The sequence below is a fragment of the Virgibacillus sp. FSP13 genome (assembly GCF_054048505.1).
This window is the reverse complement of record NZ_JBSVKG010000002.1, coordinates 95494-113651: the sequence shown is the minus strand read 5'-3', so window position 1 is coordinate 113651 and position 18158 is coordinate 95494. Positions and strand designations below refer to the sequence as shown.

Genomic DNA, 18158 nt, shown 5'->3' with positions numbered 1-18158 from the left:
TACTTTTTATCAAACATCAAGACTTCCTTGTTCTTCTAACGATTCCTCGGATTCATCACTCATTGCATCTAAATTATAATGGGTTCGAATAGCATCGTGTATCTCTGCCATCATATCCTCATTTTCTTTCAAAAATTGTTTAGCATTTTCTCTTCCTTGTCCAAGACGTTCTTCATTATAGGAATACCAAGCACCACTCTTGTTCACGATATCCAAATCGGAGCCAATATCAAGTATTTCACCCTCTTTGGAAATACCTTCCCCATACATAATATCTACTTCTGCCTGTTTAAAAGGAGGTGCTACTTTGTTCTTCACTACTTTTATTCTAGCTTTATTTCCTACCATTTCATTTCCTTGCTTAAGAGTTTCTGCCCGACGAACTTCTAGTCGTACAGATGAGTAGAATTTAAGTGCACGTCCACCAGGGGTTGTCTCTGGATTTCCAAACATAACGCCTACTTTTTCACGAATTTGGTTAATGAAAATGGCAGTTGTCTTTGATTTATTGATGGCGCCTGATAGTTTTCTCAATGCCTGTGACATTAAACGTGCCTGCAAACCTACATGGGAATCTCCCATTTCTCCTTCAATTTCTGCTTTCGGAACTAGGGCAGCAACAGAGTCCACGACCAGAATATCCACAGCGCCACTCCGTACAAGTGCCTCCGCAATTTCCAACGCCTGCTCACCTGTATCTGGTTGTGACAAAAGCAATTCTTCAATATTAACACCTAATGCACGGGCATATGTTGGATCGAGCGCGTGTTCAGCATCGATAAATGCTGCTTGACCGCCCTTTCGCTGTGCTTCAGCAATCGCGTGAAGTGCCACAGTCGTTTTACCTGATGATTCCGGACCATAAATTTCTACGACACGCCCACGAGGGTAGCCACCTATTCCTAGAGCTACATCTAGTGCTAATGAGCCACTAGGGATCGTTTCTATCTTTTGCAGTGGTTGCTCACCCAATTTCATGATTGAACCTTTCCCAAACTGCTTTTCAATTTGTCTTAACGCCATATCTAAAGCTTGTTTTCTATCACTCAACGAGTTTACCTCCTTTAATTAACTAATTCTATCATACATTGTTTTTGGTTATTTGCCAAGAAAAATCCGAATGAATGTTCTTGTATTTTGTGTCTGAAACCCAGTCCAAAACTAGTATTTCGTATACTGCATTGGCACAAAAATAAATTTCTACCAAAAAATGTGGACGAATTTATTATTTCAACGATTGAAATAATAATTCGTACCCTTTCATTACAGCCTTGTTTCTAACTGTTTTTCTATCACCTTGAAAAGTAAATTTTTCTACTTGCTGACCTGTTTTAGTAGAAATAGCAATAAAAACGGTACCGGCTGGCTGTCCTTCCACCGTATCAGGTCCTGCAACACCGGTAAAACTTATGCCAATTGTTGCGTCTAAAAGCTTTGCGATATTTGTAGCCATTTCATTTGCGCATTCATTGCTAACTGTCCCTTTTTCATGAATGATTTCAGAAGAGATGTGCAACACATTTTCTTTTACTTTAGTATCATAACAAACAATGCCACCAGCAAATACAGCAGAAGCACCCGGGATTGCAACGAACCGATCAGAAAACATGCCACCAGTCAGACTTTCAGCAGCTGCCAATGTTAGGCCTTTTTCCTGTAATAGCTGAAATACTTTTTCTTCCAATTTTTCATTATCGACACCGTAACAATACTCACCTACTTTGTTAAGGATTTTCTTTTTCGTATGATTGATTAATTCAGTTGCATCATAATGCGTGTTAGCCTTTGCTGTTATACGAATAGCGACTCCCTCAGTCTGTGCTAACGGTGCAATAGTTGGATTTGTTTGTTGCGCGATAATCGATTTTAATTCGTGCTCCAAACGTGATTCACCGATACCAGTAAAACGTAGCATCGTTGATTGAATAACCATGTTGTTATCTATATGTTCAGTTAAAAATGGAAGAACATGGTCAGATACCATCGCCTTCATTTCTTTTGGAACCCCAGGAAGAAAAATCCATGTTTTCCCTTCATACGTAATAATCATTCCGGGTGCCATCCCGACATGATTTTCAATCACATCTGCCCCGGTGAATACACGTGCTTGTTTTCTATTGTTTGGTGTCATTGTACTATTTTGTTTTGCGAAATAAGCCTTTATTTTTTCCATTGATGGTTTGTGCTCCACTATTTCCAAACCAGAAATGCTTTGAAACGCCTCCCTAGTCATATCATCATCAGTTGGCCCTAATCCACCGGTGACAATAATAACATCAGATCGCTTAGATGCTTGTGAAAATTGTTCTTGCACGCGATGTAAATTATCACCGACAACGGAATGGTAATAGATGTCAATTCCATGTAATGCCAATTGTTCGGAAATCCATTGGGCATTTGTATTAGCAATTTGCCCTAATAAAAGTTCTGTGCCGACTGCAATTATTTCTGATTTAATTTGTTCCATTATTTTGAATCCCTCATTACATTCCAATTTTTAACGAAATAATCATATCCAGAGAGAGCTGTAAAAAATAGCGCAACATATAACATAATGCTATCAAATGGAAAGCTCAAATAGGAAAATGGAAAATTATGAAGCAGCAGTGCCGCTATTGCAACGATTTGTGTAACTGTTTTTAACTTTCCCATTTTGCTGGCGGCAAGGACAATTCCTTCACCAGCTGCTACAAGACGTAAACCTGTCACAGCAAATTCGCGACTAATGATAACAATTACGACCCATGCTGGAGCTAATCCCATTTCAACTAATAAGATTAGTGCCGCCGAAACAAGTAATTTATCTGCTAATGGGTCAAGGAATTTTCCTAAATTCGTAACCAAGTTATGTTTCCGAGCGTAATGTCCATCAATCCAATCTGTTGTAGATGCTACGATAAATAATAATGCCGCTACAAAATCAACAACCGGTAATTCGGTTGCTCCGATTTGCCATTCTCCCCAATCAAATGGAACGCTGAGAAGGATAATAAAAATTGGGATCAGACAAATACGCGAAAGTGTGATTCTATTTGGTATATTCATAATGCTTTGGCCTCCTATGTATGGTTATAAGGTATAAAACCCTTCCACATGGGAATGAGGGAAGGGTTTTGTGCTTCATGTATTATTCTTATCATTCTGATGATGGTTTTAAATTTATCCAAAGCTTTTGGTGAACTGTGTCTTCAGGATCTACTGGATATTCTAGCTCAACGCCATTTATGGTTATTTTTAATTGTGGGGCATTTCCAACGTTCAAATAAATACGTTCATCTCCAGAAACATCAATTTCTTTTGGTGACTCCTCGGCAGTGAATGGTTTTTCATAATACGATTTTCCATCCTCGTTTTTTACACCGAGATAAGAATTACCCTCTGATTCAAACGTGATAGTTACTTCATCTCCTGCATTCTCTAACTCCAGAGTCGATTCAGGGCTAGCACCTGTACCAGTTTCAACCACTGTGAACTTCGCTTCAGATGTATTTGTATCTGTTTCCTCATCACTATTATCTAGCTGATCTTCTCCATTTTCTGTTGCATCTTCATCAGCAGCTGGATCTTCATCTGTAGCTTCTTTATTTTGATCATCATCCGGATTATAAATAATTTCATTATCATCTGGTTTATCGACAGGATCTGAATTATCCTTTGAGATTGCTCCTTTATAAAAATACCAAGCAGCGAAAATAATACCTATCACTAGCAAAACAACAATTATAGTGGGTATTAATGAAAAAACTGCTGAATTTTTAGCTGGATTATTCTCTTTTCTTGACCGCTGGATTCGCGTATACTGTGCAGTGCTATCTTCATCTGTTTCAGGTATTTCTTCTTTGTACTCTTCCAATAATTCATTTGGGTCTAGGCCCACAGCGGTAGCATATTCCTTGATAAATGCTCTGGCATAAAATTTTCCGGGCAAAATATGAAAATTGCCCTCCTCAATCGCAATTAAGTATCGTTTTTGAATCTTCGTTGTTTCCTGCACATTATCCAACGATAACTCTTTTTCCATTCTTGCTTCTTTTAGTCTTGCGCCAATTTCCATTCGTAAACACCATCCATTTTAAAAATCAAACATAGAAAAGCCGTTTCCTTGACTGAATTGGGATCTTTCAACGGGTTCATATGTTATTTCTTCCTCTTCATTGCTCCGCAGTTCGATAATATAGTCAAAATCATCCAACTCATACTCAGTAGATTGAACGAACATATCAGGGTGTTCCACAACTTTGACTGCAGGTAGCTGCATAATTTCCCGTATTAATTGCCAATGTTTTTCATTGGCACGACGTGTTGAGACAATACCATCAATAATATATAAATTATCACTACTGTATTCATCTTGTATTAATTGGCTCCGGATGGTTTGCTTTAACAATGTACTTGAAACAAATAACCAGCGTTTATTAGCACAAACACTAGCTGCAACAATCGATTCCGTCTTACCTACACGTGGCATTCCACGAATTCCGATTAATTTATGTCCTTCTTTTTTATATAATTCCGCCATAAAGTCAACAAGTAAACCTAATTCATTTCGAACAAAGCGAAATGTCTTCCGGTCATCAACATCACTGTGAATATATCTGCCGTGTCTAACCGCTAATTTATCCCGTAACTTAGGTTTCCTCAGTTTCGTTATTTTTATTGTATCCATTGTTTGTAAAATTGATTTTAACCGCGTAATTTGTTCATCTCTTTTTGAAAGAAGCAGCATACCCCGTCGTGAATTTTCAACACCATTGATTGAAATGATGTTGATGGATAACATCCCTAATAATGAGGAAATATCACCTAATAACCCAGGACGGTTGTATTGAATTTCATATTCAAAATACCATTCTGTTTTCTCCATAGTACGCTCCTTTTAATCCATACTTAAAAATTACATCCTACTCTATAATAAATGATTTTTTGTATTGTGAAAAGGAGATTAGCAATATAAATGCAGATTCCTAGAAAAATATGCTAAAACAATTATTATCAGACTATATTAATAAAAAATAAAGAAGCTGATTTATTTCTTCAGCTTCTTTATTATAAAGAGAATTAATGTGTATTTCCTTCATTTTGCACAAGTTTTACCATCGAACTGGCAATGGCTTGTCTTTCTTCTGAAGAAGCAGCGTTCCATAATTCAAGTAATACCGCTTCTTCGTTATTTTTTGCATCAACACGTTTTGCGAGATAGTCACCAACTTCATAAGCCATATTTGATATGGTTTGTTGACTCATCCCCTCCTGTTGAGCTTGCTGTAGTCGATTGGCTAAGAAATCTTTCCATGTATCAAAATTATCCAAAACGGACATCATCACAGCCTCCTTCATTTTTTTACACGTATAGTATTTGAGGTTTTTGGATGTTTATACATGCAGGAAGCGATGCCTGGCTAAAGACAGTTACCAGCCACCATTTATTTCGATGATTTCCCCTTGGATATAGTTTGATCTTTCATCCAACAAAAAACTGACGGTATGTGCAATTTCTTCTGGTTTCCCAGCCCTGTTCATCGGGATCTGGGCGATAACTTCTTCCTTTTCTGCTGGTGATAAATTTGCATTCATTTTCGTATCAATGAATCCCGGACTAATTGCATTTACCGAGACCCCACTTGGAGCAACCTCCTTAGCCAAAGCTTTCACAAAACTGTTTTGTGCACCTTTGACCGAAGAATACATGACCTCATTGCTCGCTCCGACATTTCCCCAAATTGATGTAATAAAAATAATGGAACCAAAGTGTTGTTGAATCATGGATGGTAATAGTTGCTTTGTAATGATCCAAGGTGCTTTTACATGTAACGTTAACATGTTATCCATTTCTTCAATGGTTGCTTGTTGAAACAGTCCATAATACGCATTACCACTAGCAAAAACAATCGAATCAACAGGAAAAACCAATTGATGGAGCAACCTTTCAATCCCATTTAGCGTTGAAAGGTCTGCTTGTACTTCCAGCAAAATTTGCTCTTGTTTTACGTTATTTCGCAATTGATCAATAGCTTGCTTATTTTTATGATAATGTAAAATTAATTGGTTGCCATCTGTTACTAAACGCTTGGCAATAGCGATCCCAATATCGCCGCTCGCCCCAACAATTAGTATATTTCTCCCCATAATATCCCCTACTCTTACTCCGCAACTATTTTACAAATCGATAAACGCTCAGCCTTAACCCAGTTTTGGATGAAATGATTTGCCTCATCTAACGTTAAGGACTGAATGGTTGGAATTAGCTTAAATAAATCAATTCCTACAATGTGATAGTGGATAAATTTATTAGCAATAAATTCCAAAGAGTTCATAGCCCGTAACAATTGGCCAATTTTTTTCTTTTTCATTCGTGTGAATTCTTCCTCAGTTAATGTCGCCTCATTTGTACGCATTAACATTTCTTTGACCTTTTCGGCAAACTGATCAGGTTCAGCTGTATTACCCCCAATCAGTGAATAGCCGAAGTTTTTTTCTAAATTTGTTTCAAAATAAAAACTGGAATCAATCAGTTTTTGATCATATAATTCTTGGTAAAATGGTCCGCCCTTTGAAAAATAATGGTCAATTACCATACCTTGCAATAAATCTTTATTTAAGAATTCGTCTCCGTTCATTTCCTTTGCCGATTCTTTAATACCTACTGTACATTTTGGAATAGACACTGGCATTACAATCTTATTTTCTGCCATTGCCACTTCCTCGGGCTCGTTGGGATAATGTCGTTTAATTTTCTCCAGTTTAGCAAACTCTTTTTGGCTTTGATTTGTTTTGATCAATTTTGTCATCTTGTCAACGTCAAAATTTCCGGCGATAAACAATGTCATATTTTCAGGATGATAAAACGTATTGTAACACGTGTACAAATCATCTTTTGTGATGGAATTGATTGAATCCACTGTGCCGGCAATATCAACTTTTACAGCATGCTTTTGAAACATGCCTTTAATCGTTCCCATAAATGCTTGCCAATCGGGTTGATCATCGTACATTGTTATCTCTTGACCGATGATTCCTTTTTCTTTCTCGACCGATTGCTCCGAGAAAAACGGGTCCTGTACAAAATCAATTAACGTTTCCACATTTTTGTCGATTTGATCTGTAGCAGCAAACAAATATGCTGTTTTGGTAAACGATGTATACGCATTGGCTGAAGCACCTTGTTTGCCAAAATCTGCGAATACATCCCGATCTTCTTTTTCAAAAAGCTTATGTTCTAAAAAATGTGCTACTCCTTCTGGAACTGTAATTTGTTCTTCTTGACCAATGGGTACGAACGCTTGGTCAATTGAACCATAATTTGTTGAAAAAATGCCGTATGTTTTGGACATTTCTGGTTTTGGTAATAAAAAGACAGTTAATCCATTATCAAGTTTCTCAGAATAAATTGTCTCTTCAATATCTTGATAATTTTGCTTATTCATTCGAGTTCCCCCCATTCTTTGTTAAAAGGTAAACGGTATCCAATTCCAATTTATTGGCGATCTCTTCAATATCCTGTTTGCTAACTTGATTAATACCAGCGATTAATTGTTCTGGTGATAATTTTTTGTTCCCGATCACCTGCTGATACAACATTTCAATGATTCCCTGTGGATGGTCCATCGTTTCCAATAGTTGATTAACAATTAATCCCTTTGTTTCTTCCATTTCACTTTCTGTAAATTCGCCTTTTCTCATAGCTTCCATTTGCAATTCAATAATTTCTCTTGCTTGTTCATAATCTTGTGGAGCTATTCCACTGAAGACAAGCAATAACCCTTTATGGCTTTCAAAACGTGATGCAGCATAATAAGCTAAGCTGTTCTTTTCCCGAACATTGATAAAGAGTTTTGAACTTGGAAACCCACCAAAGATGCCATTAAATACCTGTAATGCAAAATAATCATCATCCGAGTACGTAGTATGGGTGCGATAGCCCAAATGTAATTTTGCTTGCTGGATCGCTTGTTTTTCTATAACTGTATTTGATTCTTTCCGTTCCTCTTTTGTTTTCGTTTGTTGCTCGGTGTGATGACCTACCTCATTTCGTTCTAGTTGGGCTGTGATTTTATCTTTCATTGTCTGGCTTACGATGTCTCCTGAAACATAAATATCCAATTGATCTTTTTCCAATACTGTTTGGTAATAGTAATATAAATTTTCAGCTGTAATGGTATCAAGGTCTTCTTGATATCCATGAACATGCAATTGGTATATTTCGTTAGCACACATTTCATCAATTAGCCTCATATTGGCGTAACTCATTTTATCATCAATGATTGCGTTTATTTTTTGTTGTAATGTTTCTTTTTCTCGCGCCAAAATTGTTTCATCAAAACCATTACCCGATACGTTGGGATGAAAAATCACTTCATTTAACAAATCAATCCCTTTTTCAATTACAGAAGATTCATCAGCGATAAACTTGTCATTTGCAATTTCCAACCGAATACTAATGATGTGATTATTTCCTTTTTTTCCTCCGTCAATGGACAATACCGCTCCATATAAATCATCCAATCTTGCTTGCAAAGCCGTACTACTTGGATACGATTTTGTTCCTTGCTGCAATACATACGGAAGTAAAGCCCTTTTGGTGATTGTTTCTCTATCCAGAGGTGCTTTCAGTTTTGCTACAAAAGCAATTGTTTTATGCTTTTTGTTCGGTATGACATGTAAATGAAATCCATTTTCTTGAAACACTTCTTCGGCAACATTGCTCATTCGATTTCCTCCCATTTTATGTATGTTGCTAAACTTTTCCATTGTTCCTTTTTACTATCTCAATATTAGTTTATTCTATTCTATCTATTATTATAGGCTATTTTTGCCAAAAATAAAAACTGACCCTTTATGGATCAGTTTTTATTTAAGGCTTAATCATTCTATCTACTGCCTTTAATGTATGGTACACCATTTGCTTTTGGTGCTTCTGCACGTCCGATGAATCCTGCTAATGCGAGAATTGTTAGAACGTAAGGAGCAATTAGCAAATAAATTTGTGGTACATTTTCAAGGAATGGAACCCCGGCACTTATAACACTTAAGCTTTGTGCAAATCCAAAGAATAAAGCAGCTCCCATTGCACCGAGTGGATGCCATTTACCGAATATGACCGCAGCAAGTGACATAAACCCTTGTCCAACAATCGTTGAATGCGAGAAATTTAAAGCGATTGTCAAAGCAAATACAGAACCACCTAGACCCCCCATCGCTCCAGAAATCATAACCGCAATATAACGCATTTTATAAACGTTTATTCCGTTTGTATCAGCCGCCATCGGATGTTCACCAACTGCTCGTAAGCGTAATCCAAAAGGTGTTTTATAAAGTACATACCATGCAATAAATGCTAAAATAATTGCCAAATATGATGTTAAATACGTATGTTGGAAAAATATTGGGCCAATCACAGGAATATCGCCTAATATGGGCACATCTGTTGTATAGAACGGCTCATCGACCATATCTGTTTGTCCTTTTCCATACCATTGTTTGGTTAAAAAGACACCTAAACCAAGTGCTAAAAAGTTTATTGCCACACCACTAACAACCTGATCCGCTCGAAAGGACACAGATGCAACAGCGTGAATGATGGAAAATATCGCGGAAACAACCATTGCCACAAGAATGGAAATCCATGGTGTCCACGCTCCCAATGCGTCTGAAAATGTTAAGTTAAACACAATACCAACGAAGGCACCCATTACCATTAAACCTTCGAGACCAATATTGACAACACCAGATTTTTCACTAAATACGCCACCTAACGCCGTAAAAATAAGAGGTGCTGAAAAGAACAGTGCAGGTGTAATAATGGATTGTAATAGATCAACAATTCCCATTTACTTTTCCTCCTTTTTAAAGCGAAGTAATACCCAGCGAATGATGTAACTTGATGCAACAAAGAAAATAATTAACGCAATAATAATATCAACAAGTTCAGTTGGTACACCTGCAACGGTAGGCATGTTAACAGCTCCTACCTTCAGTACCCCAAACAAGAACGCCGCAAGCACGACACCAATGGCAGTATTCGCACCTAGTAGTGCCACTGCTATCCCGTCAAAACCTAAATTGGTAAAACCAGACATAACGGATATAGTTCCATACGTTCCCAATCCTTCCATTGCTCCTGCAAGTCCTGCGAAAGCTCCAGATATGACCATTGATAAGATAATATTTTTACTAACGTTCATGCCAGCATATTTTGATGCATGTTGATTAAATCCGACTGCTTTAATTTCATAACCAGTTGTTGTTCGATCAATAATAAACCACATTACAGCAGCAGCGAATAATGCGATTAAAATTCCATAGTGCAATCTGGAAAAATACGTTAAACCTTGCAACCATTCAGATGCCAAAGAAGCTGATTCAGATATCTGTTCTGTTGTTTCCGCATTATCAGTTAGAACACTTCTGATTATTTCGTTTGTACAATATAATGCGATATAGTTCATCATAATCGTAACAATTACTTCATGTACACCTAATTTTGCTTTTAGTAAACCTGGCACAAAGCCCCACACTGCACCTGCAACTGCCGCAGCAATAATAGCTAGTGGCAAATGTATATACATTGGTGCATCTACAGCCAAACCAACCCAAACAGCTGCAAGCCAGCCTACTATGACTTGTCCCTCCGCACCAATATTAAATAGATTTGCGCGATAGGCGAATGCGACAGCTAAACCGGTTAGGATATAGGGTGCAACTTTCCGTAATGTTTCACCGAAGAAATACAAATCACCAAACGAGCCCTGCCAAAGTGCAGCATATCCTTCAATCGGATTGTAGCCGAATGCTAGCATGATAATAGCTCCAAAGATCAACCCTAATAATACAGAGATGATTGGAACTAGTATATTAAACATTTTGTTAGAAGCCATTATTCATCACCTGCACTTTCCTGCTTACTACCTGCCATTAACAAACCTAGTTCTTGCTCGTTTGTTTCTTCAGGTTTCACGTTTGCAACTATTTTCCCGTCAAACATAACGGCAATACGATCACTTACATCGATAATTTCATCTAACTCAAAAGAAACGAGTAAAACTGCTTTTCCTTTATCTCTTTCTTCAATCAATTTTTTATGAATAAATTCTATTGCCCCAACATCTAAACCTCTAGTAGGCTGTACAGCAATTAATAAGTCCGGTGAACGATCTACCTCCCGGCTTATAATTGCCTTTTGCTGGTTTCCTCCTGATAATGCACGCGCTTTCGTATATTCACTAGGTGTGCGAACATCATATTCGTTAATTAATTGGGTTGCTTTTTTATAAATCTCTTTGTAGTTCAGAATCGAACCCTTTGAATATGGTTTTTGATAATAAGTTTGAAGCACCATATTTTCACCAATCGGATAGTCTAATACAAGTCCATATTTATGGCGATCTTGTGGGATGTGCCCAACACCACTTTCGGTTACTTTTCGTGGTGATAGATTCGTAATATCCTTATTGTTTAATTTTATTGTTCCTGATTCTGATTTTGTCAGTCCAGTGATAGCCTCAATTAATTCCGACTGTCCATTACCATCAACGCCGGCAATACCAACAATTTCGCCAGCCCGCAGTTCAAGATCCAACCCTTTCACCAAATCTACTTTTCTAGCATCTTTAACAAATAAATTTTCAATTTCAAGAACGACGTCTTTCGGATTTGCTTTCTGCTTGTCTGTTTTAAAACTAACATCCCTACCGACCATTAAAGAAGCTAATTCCGTAACACTCGAATCCTTCACATCAACTGTACGAATCCCTTTTCCTTTACGAATTACGGTACACCTATCACAAACCTCCATAATTTCCTTCAGTTTGTGTGTAATAAGAATAATAGATTTGCCTTCTTTTATTAATGAACGCATAATTTCAATTAACTCATTGATTTCCTGTGGGGTAAGAACTGCGGTAGGTTCGTCAAAAATTAGGACTTCAGCACCGCGATATAATGTTTTTAAGATTTCGACACGCTGTTGCATACCAACCGATATATCACTTATTTTCGCGGTAGGATCCACCTTTAAACCATAACGATCTGAAAGTTCCTGAACCTCTTTTTCTGCCTTTTTCAGGTTGATTTTCCCACTTTTCTTTGTCGGTTCACTACCAAGGATAATGTTTTGCGTAACTGTAAATGTATCAACTAACATAAAATGCTGATGGACCATTCCAATTCCTAGATCGTTGGCAATATTAGGATTGGTAATATCTACTTTCTCACCATGAACATGTATTTCCCCTTTTTCTGGCTGGTACAAGCCAAATAACACATTCATTAAGGTGGATTTTCCAGCTCCATTTTCGCCTAATAATGCATGAATTTCCCCTTTTTTTAACTGTATCGTTATATCATCATTTGCAACGATTCCAGGAAATTCTTTACGTATATGAAGCATTTCAATTACATAATCCACTTCTCTTCACCCCTCTTTTACAAATATACTGGTTTCTTGAAAATCACCAAATGAAGAGGCTGGAAATAACGTATCCCTTCATTTAGAGATTTTACATGATTTAAGGATAAAGAAAGGCTGGTAACTCCAGCCTTTCTTTACCTACTTTTTATAGTGCATCCACAAATTCTTCAGTTTCTTCACGTGTTTTTGGAACGTCAATTTCTCCGTTGGTGATCTTTTCTTTCCATTCATCTACAGCTTTAATAATTTCGTCTGTTAGTGCTTCTTCATTTGTTTTTGCTACACTAATAGCTTCATCTTCCAAGCCGTATTCTAGTACTTCACCACCAGGAAATTCACCATTCATGGACTTATTGGATAAGTCTTGTACAGCAACATCTACACGTTTAACCATTGATGTTAGTGTTACATTGTAATCGTCAATTTGTCCTTCTTCGTATTGGTCACGGTCAACACCAATTACCCAAACATCTTTATCAGGGTTATTCTGTTTAATATCCTTAGCTTGAGCAAATACACCATTTCCAGTTCCGCCAGAAGAATGATAAATAACGTCTACACCATTGTTGTACATATTCGTTGCAATCAATTTACCTTTATCAGCAGCTCCGAAAGATTCTGCATATTGTACATCAATATCAATATCCGGATTTACAGATTTAACACCTGCGATAAAACCAGATTCAAACTTGTTAATTAAAGGAGAATCAACCCCACCAACAAATCCAACTTTATTTGATTTCGTTTTCATTGCTGCAGCAACACCAACCAAGAATGATCCTTCATGTTCTTTAAATGTAACGCTTGCAACATTTGGTTCCTCTACAACATCATCGACAATTGAGAAGTGTGTGTCCGGATATTGCTTGGCAACCTTAGTAATACCTTCTTTAAGATTAAAGCCGATACCGAAAATTAAATTGTAATCTTGTTTCACTAAACGAGTAAGGTTAGGCATGTATTCTGATTGATCGTTTGATTGAGCATAATCAATTCCATCACTTTTGGAAAAGCCATGTTCATCACCCCATGCTTGCAAACCTTCCCATGCTGATTGGTTAAATGATTTATCATCTACACCACCAATATCAGTTACCATTGCTGCGCTGAAGTCTGAATCTTCGCTACCTGCTTCATCGCCAGATTTTTCATCATTGCTCTTACTGTCGTCATCCGAACTGCCACATGCAGCTAGTACCACTCCAATGCTTAAAATTAAAGCAAATAGTAAAATAAATTTACGATTTTTCAATCAAAAAACCCCCTATTTTTGAATTTTGCATACAACTAAACAACCGCTTTAAGCTACTAGTGTCCGATCACCTCCCAAGAGTGCTAATTTATGATACCCCTTACAAGCGTTTCCGTAAAACATGAAAACTAAATACATCAGAGCGAAAATAGTTTATAGAATATAATACCGGTTCATCATCAACTGTATAATGTACCTGTTTTAGTAGCAACAATGATTGCTCAGGGTCACAATCCAAAATATCGTATATACGATCATGATAACTGATTGGCTCAATATACGTAATAGCATAGGTGATTCGCTTATTTGCGTGAGCTTCTAAAAGTTTAAATAATGAGTCTTCTTCGTGAACATGTTCTAGTGGAATAAGGCCCTCCGGTATTTTGTCAATACAAAACACAACAGGATCATTATCTGCTGTCCGAACACGCTCGATTTTTGCGAGTTTTTGAATTTCTTTAGGTGCAAATCGATTGCGGTCATCTTCAGTCGGTTCAATGAACTCTGTTGATATATATTCTGATCCAGCGGTTTTTCCCGACTGTCTAATCATATACGTAACACTATTTAACTGTTCTATCCCAGATGAGAAAATTGGTTTGGGATTAACAAATGTACCCACTCCATGTCTTCTCGTCACCACATTTTCTTCTTCTAAAATGCGGAGTGCTTCTCGTAATGTAGCACGCGAGACACCTAATTGCTTTGATAATTGAAACTCTGATGGGAGCTTCTCTCTTTCTTTATATTTACCGCTTTCAATATCACGCTTAACCTCATCAATTACTTGTAAATATAAATGACGCGAATCCATTTTGATTGACATATTCCCCCCCCTTTTGTAAACATAATCACGTAAAAACGAAAGCGCCTTCATACGACAGCCAGAAAAAATTCAGATTGTGATCTGACCTCTGACGTATGACTCATATATCCGAAAATTAATATACCATTTTTCTGCAAAGAAATAAACAGTTATAGGACAAAATTCTTAAAAATTATCTTTTATTTTGGCTAAAAATGCTAAATGTCCAAAAAAAGCAGCAAAAACCTGATAATTTTCTAGGTATTGCTGCCTGTGTTTTCTGTTTTACATTGTTTTTATTATTAAGATGATTTTTCCTCTGAGGCTTGGGAGATTAAGACTTGTCTTGGTTTGCTTCCTTCATATGGTCCAACAATTCCCCTATCTTCCATGGCGTCAATCAATCGAGCTGCTCTTGTATAACCGATGCGGAATCTTCTTTGTAGCATGGAAACACTAGCACTTTGCATTTCAGTAATAAGTTGAACAGCATCATCAAACAGTTCATCGTCTACTTCCGATTTAACCTCAGCTGTGTCTTCTGGAATCATCTCTTCCTGGTACGATGCTTTTTGCTGATCGATACAATGGTCAACGATACGCTCTACCTCTTCATCCGACAAAAATGCGCCTTGTACTCTAGTGGGTTTTGAAGCACCAACTGGCATGTATAGCATATCGCCCCTACCTAGTAATTTTTCTGCACCACCCGAATCCAAAATGGTACGAGAGTCGGTTTGTGATGATACACTAAAAGCAATACGAGACGGAATGTTTGCCTTAATGACACCCGTAATGACATCAACAGACGGTCGTTGTGTTGCAATAATTAAATGAATTCCAGCTGCTCTAGCCATTTGCGCAAGTCTAGTGATGGAATCTTCAACATCACTAGAAGCCACCATCATTAAGTCAGCTAACTCATCGACCAAGACAACGATATAAGGTAAATTAGGCTGATGATCTTCCTCTTCAACAGTTTGATTGTATTTACGAATGTATTCATTGTATCCTTCTATATTTCTTGTACCCGTATCAGAAAATAGATCATAACGACGTTCCATTTCAGCAACAACTTTTTTCAATGCTCTTGATGCTTTTTTTGGGTCTGTTACAACAGGTGCCAAGAGATGCGGAATTCCATTGTATACATTCAATTCTACTTTTTTCGGGTCAATCATCATCATTTTTACTTCATGCGGCTTAGCGCGCATTAGTATCGTTGTAATAATGCCGTTCACACAGACACTTTTCCCGCTTCCAGTAGCACCAGCTATTAATAAGTGCGGCATTTTATTCAATTCACCAACTACTGCATCGCCTGATATGTCTCTACCTAAAGCGAATAATAGTTTCGTAGCTTGTTTCATCGAAGTGTCCAATACTTCCCGTAATGAAACCATGGCTATTTCTTGGTTCGGCACCTCAATACCGACTGCCGACTTCCCAGGGATTGGTGCCTCAATACGAATATCTTTTGCCGCCAATGCAAGTGCAAGATCATCGTGCAAACTAACAATTTTACTTACTTTTACACCTGCTTCAGGGTATATTTCATATTTCGTTACGGCTGGTCCAACATGTACTTTAGTTACTCTTGCTTTCACGCCAAAACTGTGAAATGTTCTTTCCAGTTTTCTGACAGTGGCTTGTATGTGTGATTTTTCATGTTGTTGTGAATTATGTGCTGGTTCAGCTAACAAATCAGAGGACGGCAATATATATTCATAGTTTTCAGTTTCGGTCATTGGCATTGTTGCAATGTCAATGTCCTCTGACTCATGTTGATCTTCTTCAGCTGATTCTTGAACAAATGGTTTTGGATCAGTATTTGTTTGCTCTGTTTCAAATGAATACGCAACATCGGTAAAATCTTGAATTACCGGCTCATCTTCCTGAGATGTATTCTCTATCGACTCGTTCACTTCTAAAATCTGTTCATCCTTTAAAGCCTGCTTTTTCTCGCGGGAATCTTCCAAACGGGCTTTAAGTCTCTGAAACATCGAACCTAGTTTTTTTGTAGTATTTGAGAAAAAATCACCTATGGAGAAGTCAGTCAGAAATATAATACCCACCATAATCGAAAATACAGCGACAATTTTTGCACCAACAGCAGAAAATAAAAAATAGCAAAACGCAAAAAGAAGTGCTCCAATCATTCCGCCGCCTGTTTGAGCTGCCGTACCTTCACCATTCAAATAAAGGAAATAATTATCCCATGTTGCTTTTAAAATGGACGAATCTTCCATTAGTAACAACAAACGTTCAAATGTTTGAATTTGGGTTAATAGGAGTATGCCTGCAAAAATAATATAAAATCCAATTATTTTCTTATGTGTAAAGTCTGGATAGCGTCGTTTAACTAGTAGAATTACACCTGTTATCAATAAAAATATGGAAGCTATAAAATACCATATTCCTAAAAAGAAACGAAAGATATTTTCTAAAAAACCAGGAATCGCACCATCACTAATAGCACTGGCCCCACTGCCGAAAATAGCTAAGAAAATAAATAATAAGCCTAATAATTCATATTTCACCTGTTTTTTTAGTTGTTTCTTTCTTTTTTTTCTTTTCTTTGTCACTTTGTTCACCTCAATCCTGGACTTTGGCAAATTGATGAATTTAGAAACCCCTGCCATTAAGTACATAAAGTAGGCAAGGGTTAACAGAACGGACAAGCATCTTTCATCCATATTATAGCATAGATTGGCGATAGATATTACCAATTATCGTAAAATCGTACCCGGGGTGTAGGCCGAATCTAAAAAATCTTGAGGATCCGTGGAAAGTAACTGCAACAACTGATAGCTTCCATCACTTAATTGTTCGACATATAATGATCTCCCCTGATACGTAACACATTGTCGATTGGAAAATTCCTCTTCTGAAATAGGGAATATGTCTGTTTCCGATAATGGTGTGTATAGCATTATTGGATCACCTGCTCTTCTCTGCCATTGTTTTCCTCAATTAATTCATTTAATTTGACCATTGCTTCTTTGACACCACCAACCGCATCAATTAATCCATACTCAACGGCATGTGTTCCTACAACATTTGTACCTATATCCCGAGTTAGATTTCCTTTGGCAAACATAAGCTCTTTGAACTTTTCTTCCTTGATATTGGAATGATTGACAACAAAATTAATTACTCGATCCTGCATTTTATCCATGTATTCAAATGTTTGTGGAACACCAATTACCATACCAGTTAACCGAATTGGATGAATGGTCATTGTAGCTGTAGGAACAATAAATGAATGTGAAGTTGCTACTGCAATTGGTACGCCAATTGAATGCCCACCGCCTAAAACAACAGATACAGTTGGTTTGGATAATGATGCGATCATTTCCGATAAGGCAAGGCCTGCTTCCACATCACCACCAACAGTATTTAGTAAGATAATAAGCCCTTCTATTTTTGGATTTTGCTCAATTGCAATAAGTTGTGGTAGGAGATGTTCATATTTCGTCGTCTTATTTTGTGGCGGTAATTGGACATGCCCCTCAACCTGTCCAATAATCGAGAGTACATGAATATTTGAATCAGGGGCTTGCGGAACATTTGATTGCCCAAGTTGTTGTATTTTTTGAACCAATGATGATCCATTCTGTTGATCATCTTGTGTTTCTCCTTCTTTTTTCGAAACATCCTTATTCATTTTCGTAACACTCCTTTATTCTTCATTC

The 18158-nt window shown here is 37.3% G+C and carries 17 protein-coding genes; all 17 read right to left on the bottom strand.

Going from position 1 to position 18158, the window contains the following annotated elements; translation table 11 throughout:
* Positions 1 to 9 precede the first annotated feature (9 nt).
* Positions 10 to 1050, bottom strand: coding sequence for a recombinase RecA (gene recA, locus ACW2QC_RS02400; RefSeq protein WP_457542389.1), 1041 nt, complete (start codon positions 1048 to 1050; stop codon positions 10 to 12).
* A 175-nt stretch (positions 1051 to 1225) separates the two neighbouring features.
* Positions 1226 to 2467, bottom strand: coding sequence for a competence/damage-inducible protein A (locus ACW2QC_RS02395; protein WP_457542388.1), 1242 nt, complete (start codon positions 2465 to 2467; stop codon positions 1226 to 1228).
* Positions 2467 to 3045 carry a CDP-diacylglycerol--glycerol-3-phosphate 3-phosphatidyltransferase gene (gene pgsA / locus ACW2QC_RS02390; protein ID WP_457542387.1) on the bottom strand — a complete coding sequence of 193 codons (579 nt, stop codon included), beginning with the start codon at positions 3043 to 3045 and terminating at the stop codon, positions 2467 to 2469. The genes ACW2QC_RS02395 and pgsA overlap by 1 nt, the downstream gene beginning before the upstream one ends.
* A gap of 91 nt (positions 3046 to 3136) precedes the next feature.
* Complete coding sequence (locus ACW2QC_RS02385) at positions 3137 to 4054, bottom strand: RodZ domain-containing protein (protein ID WP_457542386.1); 918 nt, start codon at positions 4052 to 4054, stop codon at positions 3137 to 3139.
* Positions 4055 to 4072: 18 nt separating this feature from the next.
* The gene (locus ACW2QC_RS02380; protein ID WP_457542385.1) at positions 4073 to 4864 is read right to left on the bottom strand and encodes a DUF3388 domain-containing protein; all 792 of its coding nucleotides are present in this window, start codon (positions 4862 to 4864) and stop codon (positions 4073 to 4075) included.
* A gap of 194 nt (positions 4865 to 5058) precedes the next feature.
* Positions 5059 to 5319: a DUF3243 family protein gene (locus ACW2QC_RS02375; RefSeq protein WP_457542638.1), complete on the bottom strand. Its 261-nt coding sequence runs from the start codon at positions 5317 to 5319 to the stop codon at positions 5059 to 5061.
* A gap of 90 nt (positions 5320 to 5409) precedes the next feature.
* Complete coding sequence (gene ymfI, locus ACW2QC_RS02370) at positions 5410 to 6126, bottom strand: elongation factor P 5-aminopentanone reductase (protein ID WP_457542384.1); 717 nt, start codon at positions 6124 to 6126, stop codon at positions 5410 to 5412.
* A gap of 14 nt (positions 6127 to 6140) precedes the next feature.
* Entirely contained in the window at positions 6141 to 7424 is a 1284-nt protein-coding gene (gene yfmH / locus ACW2QC_RS02365; protein ID WP_457542383.1) for an EF-P 5-aminopentanol modification-associated protein YfmH, read from the bottom strand.
* On the bottom strand, positions 7417 to 8706 hold the full coding sequence (yfmF, locus tag ACW2QC_RS02360; RefSeq protein ID WP_457542382.1) for an EF-P 5-aminopentanol modification-associated protein YfmF: 1290 nt from the start codon (positions 8704 to 8706) through the stop codon (positions 7417 to 7419). The genes yfmH and yfmF overlap by 8 nt, the downstream gene beginning before the upstream one ends.
* Before the next feature lie 161 nt (positions 8707 to 8867).
* Positions 8868 to 9827 carry an ABC transporter permease gene (locus ACW2QC_RS02355; protein ID WP_457542381.1) on the bottom strand — a complete coding sequence of 320 codons (960 nt, stop codon included), beginning with the start codon at positions 9825 to 9827 and terminating at the stop codon, positions 8868 to 8870.
* Entirely contained in the window at positions 9828 to 10874 is a 1047-nt protein-coding gene (locus tag ACW2QC_RS02350) for an ABC transporter permease (protein ID WP_457542380.1), read from the bottom strand.
* Entirely contained in the window at positions 10874 to 12403 is a 1530-nt protein-coding gene (locus tag ACW2QC_RS02345) for an ABC transporter ATP-binding protein (protein WP_457542379.1), read from the bottom strand. Before ACW2QC_RS02345 ends, ACW2QC_RS02350 begins: the two co-directional genes overlap by 1 nt.
* 148 nt (positions 12404 to 12551) lie before the next feature.
* Positions 12552 to 13658, bottom strand: a complete 1107-nt coding sequence (locus tag ACW2QC_RS02340) for a BMP family lipoprotein (protein WP_457542378.1) — start codon at positions 13656 to 13658, stop codon at positions 12552 to 12554.
* 100 nt (positions 13659 to 13758) lie between these two features.
* Positions 13759 to 14484 (bottom strand): GntR family transcriptional regulator, encoded by a 726-nt coding sequence (locus ACW2QC_RS02335; protein ID WP_457542377.1) that lies wholly within the window; start codon positions 14482 to 14484, stop codon positions 13759 to 13761.
* A 281-nt stretch (positions 14485 to 14765) separates the two neighbouring features.
* A complete protein-coding gene (locus ACW2QC_RS02330) occupies positions 14766 to 17048 on the bottom strand; it encodes a DNA translocase FtsK (RefSeq protein WP_457542376.1) in 2283 nt (760 codons plus the stop codon).
* Positions 17049 to 17192: 144 nt separating this feature from the next.
* Positions 17193 to 17396 carry a YlzJ-like family protein gene (locus ACW2QC_RS02325; protein ID WP_457542375.1) on the bottom strand — a complete coding sequence of 68 codons (204 nt, stop codon included), beginning with the start codon at positions 17394 to 17396 and terminating at the stop codon, positions 17193 to 17195.
* Entirely contained in the window at positions 17396 to 18130 is a 735-nt protein-coding gene (locus ACW2QC_RS02320) for a ClpP family protease (RefSeq protein ID WP_106497571.1), read from the bottom strand. Before ACW2QC_RS02320 ends, ACW2QC_RS02325 begins: the two co-directional genes overlap by 1 nt.
* Positions 18131 to 18158 lie beyond the last annotated feature (28 nt).

Coding starts and splice junctions, on each gene's coding strand:
- ACW2QC_RS02395 (WP_457542388.1), bottom strand. CDS start 2,467: ATGGAACAAATTAAATCAGAAATAATTGCAGTCGGCACAGAACTTTTA.
- ACW2QC_RS02375 (WP_457542638.1), bottom strand. CDS start 5,319: ATGTCCGTTTTGGATAATTTTGATACATGGAAAGATTTCTTAGCCAAT.
- ACW2QC_RS02320 (WP_106497571.1), bottom strand. CDS start 18,130: ATGAATAAGGATGTTTCGAAAAAAGAAGGAGAAACACAAGATGATCAA.
- ACW2QC_RS02325 (WP_457542375.1), bottom strand. CDS start 17,396: ATGCTATACACACCATTATCGGAAACAGACATATTCCCTATTTCAGAA.
- ACW2QC_RS02355 (WP_457542381.1), bottom strand. CDS start 9,827: ATGGGAATTGTTGATCTATTACAATCCATTATTACACCTGCACTGTTC.
- yfmH (WP_457542383.1), bottom strand. CDS start 7,424: ATGAATAAGCAAAATTATCAAGATATTGAAGAGACAATTTATTCTGAG.
- ymfI (WP_457542384.1), bottom strand. CDS start 6,126: ATGGGGAGAAATATACTAATTGTTGGGGCGAGCGGCGATATTGGGATC.
- yfmF (WP_457542382.1), bottom strand. CDS start 8,706: ATGAGCAATGTTGCCGAAGAAGTGTTTCAAGAAAATGGATTTCATTTA.
- ACW2QC_RS02335 (WP_457542377.1), bottom strand. CDS start 14,484: ATGTCAATCAAAATGGATTCGCGTCATTTATATTTACAAGTAATTGAT.
- ACW2QC_RS02385 (WP_457542386.1), bottom strand. CDS start 4,054: ATGGAAATTGGCGCAAGACTAAAAGAAGCAAGAATGGAAAAAGAGTTA.
- ACW2QC_RS02350 (WP_457542380.1), bottom strand. CDS start 10,874: ATGGCTTCTAACAAAATGTTTAATATACTAGTTCCAATCATCTCTGTA.
- pgsA (WP_457542387.1), bottom strand. CDS start 3,045: ATGAATATACCAAATAGAATCACACTTTCGCGTATTTGTCTGATCCCA.
- ACW2QC_RS02380 (WP_457542385.1), bottom strand. CDS start 4,864: ATGGAGAAAACAGAATGGTATTTTGAATATGAAATTCAATACAACCGT.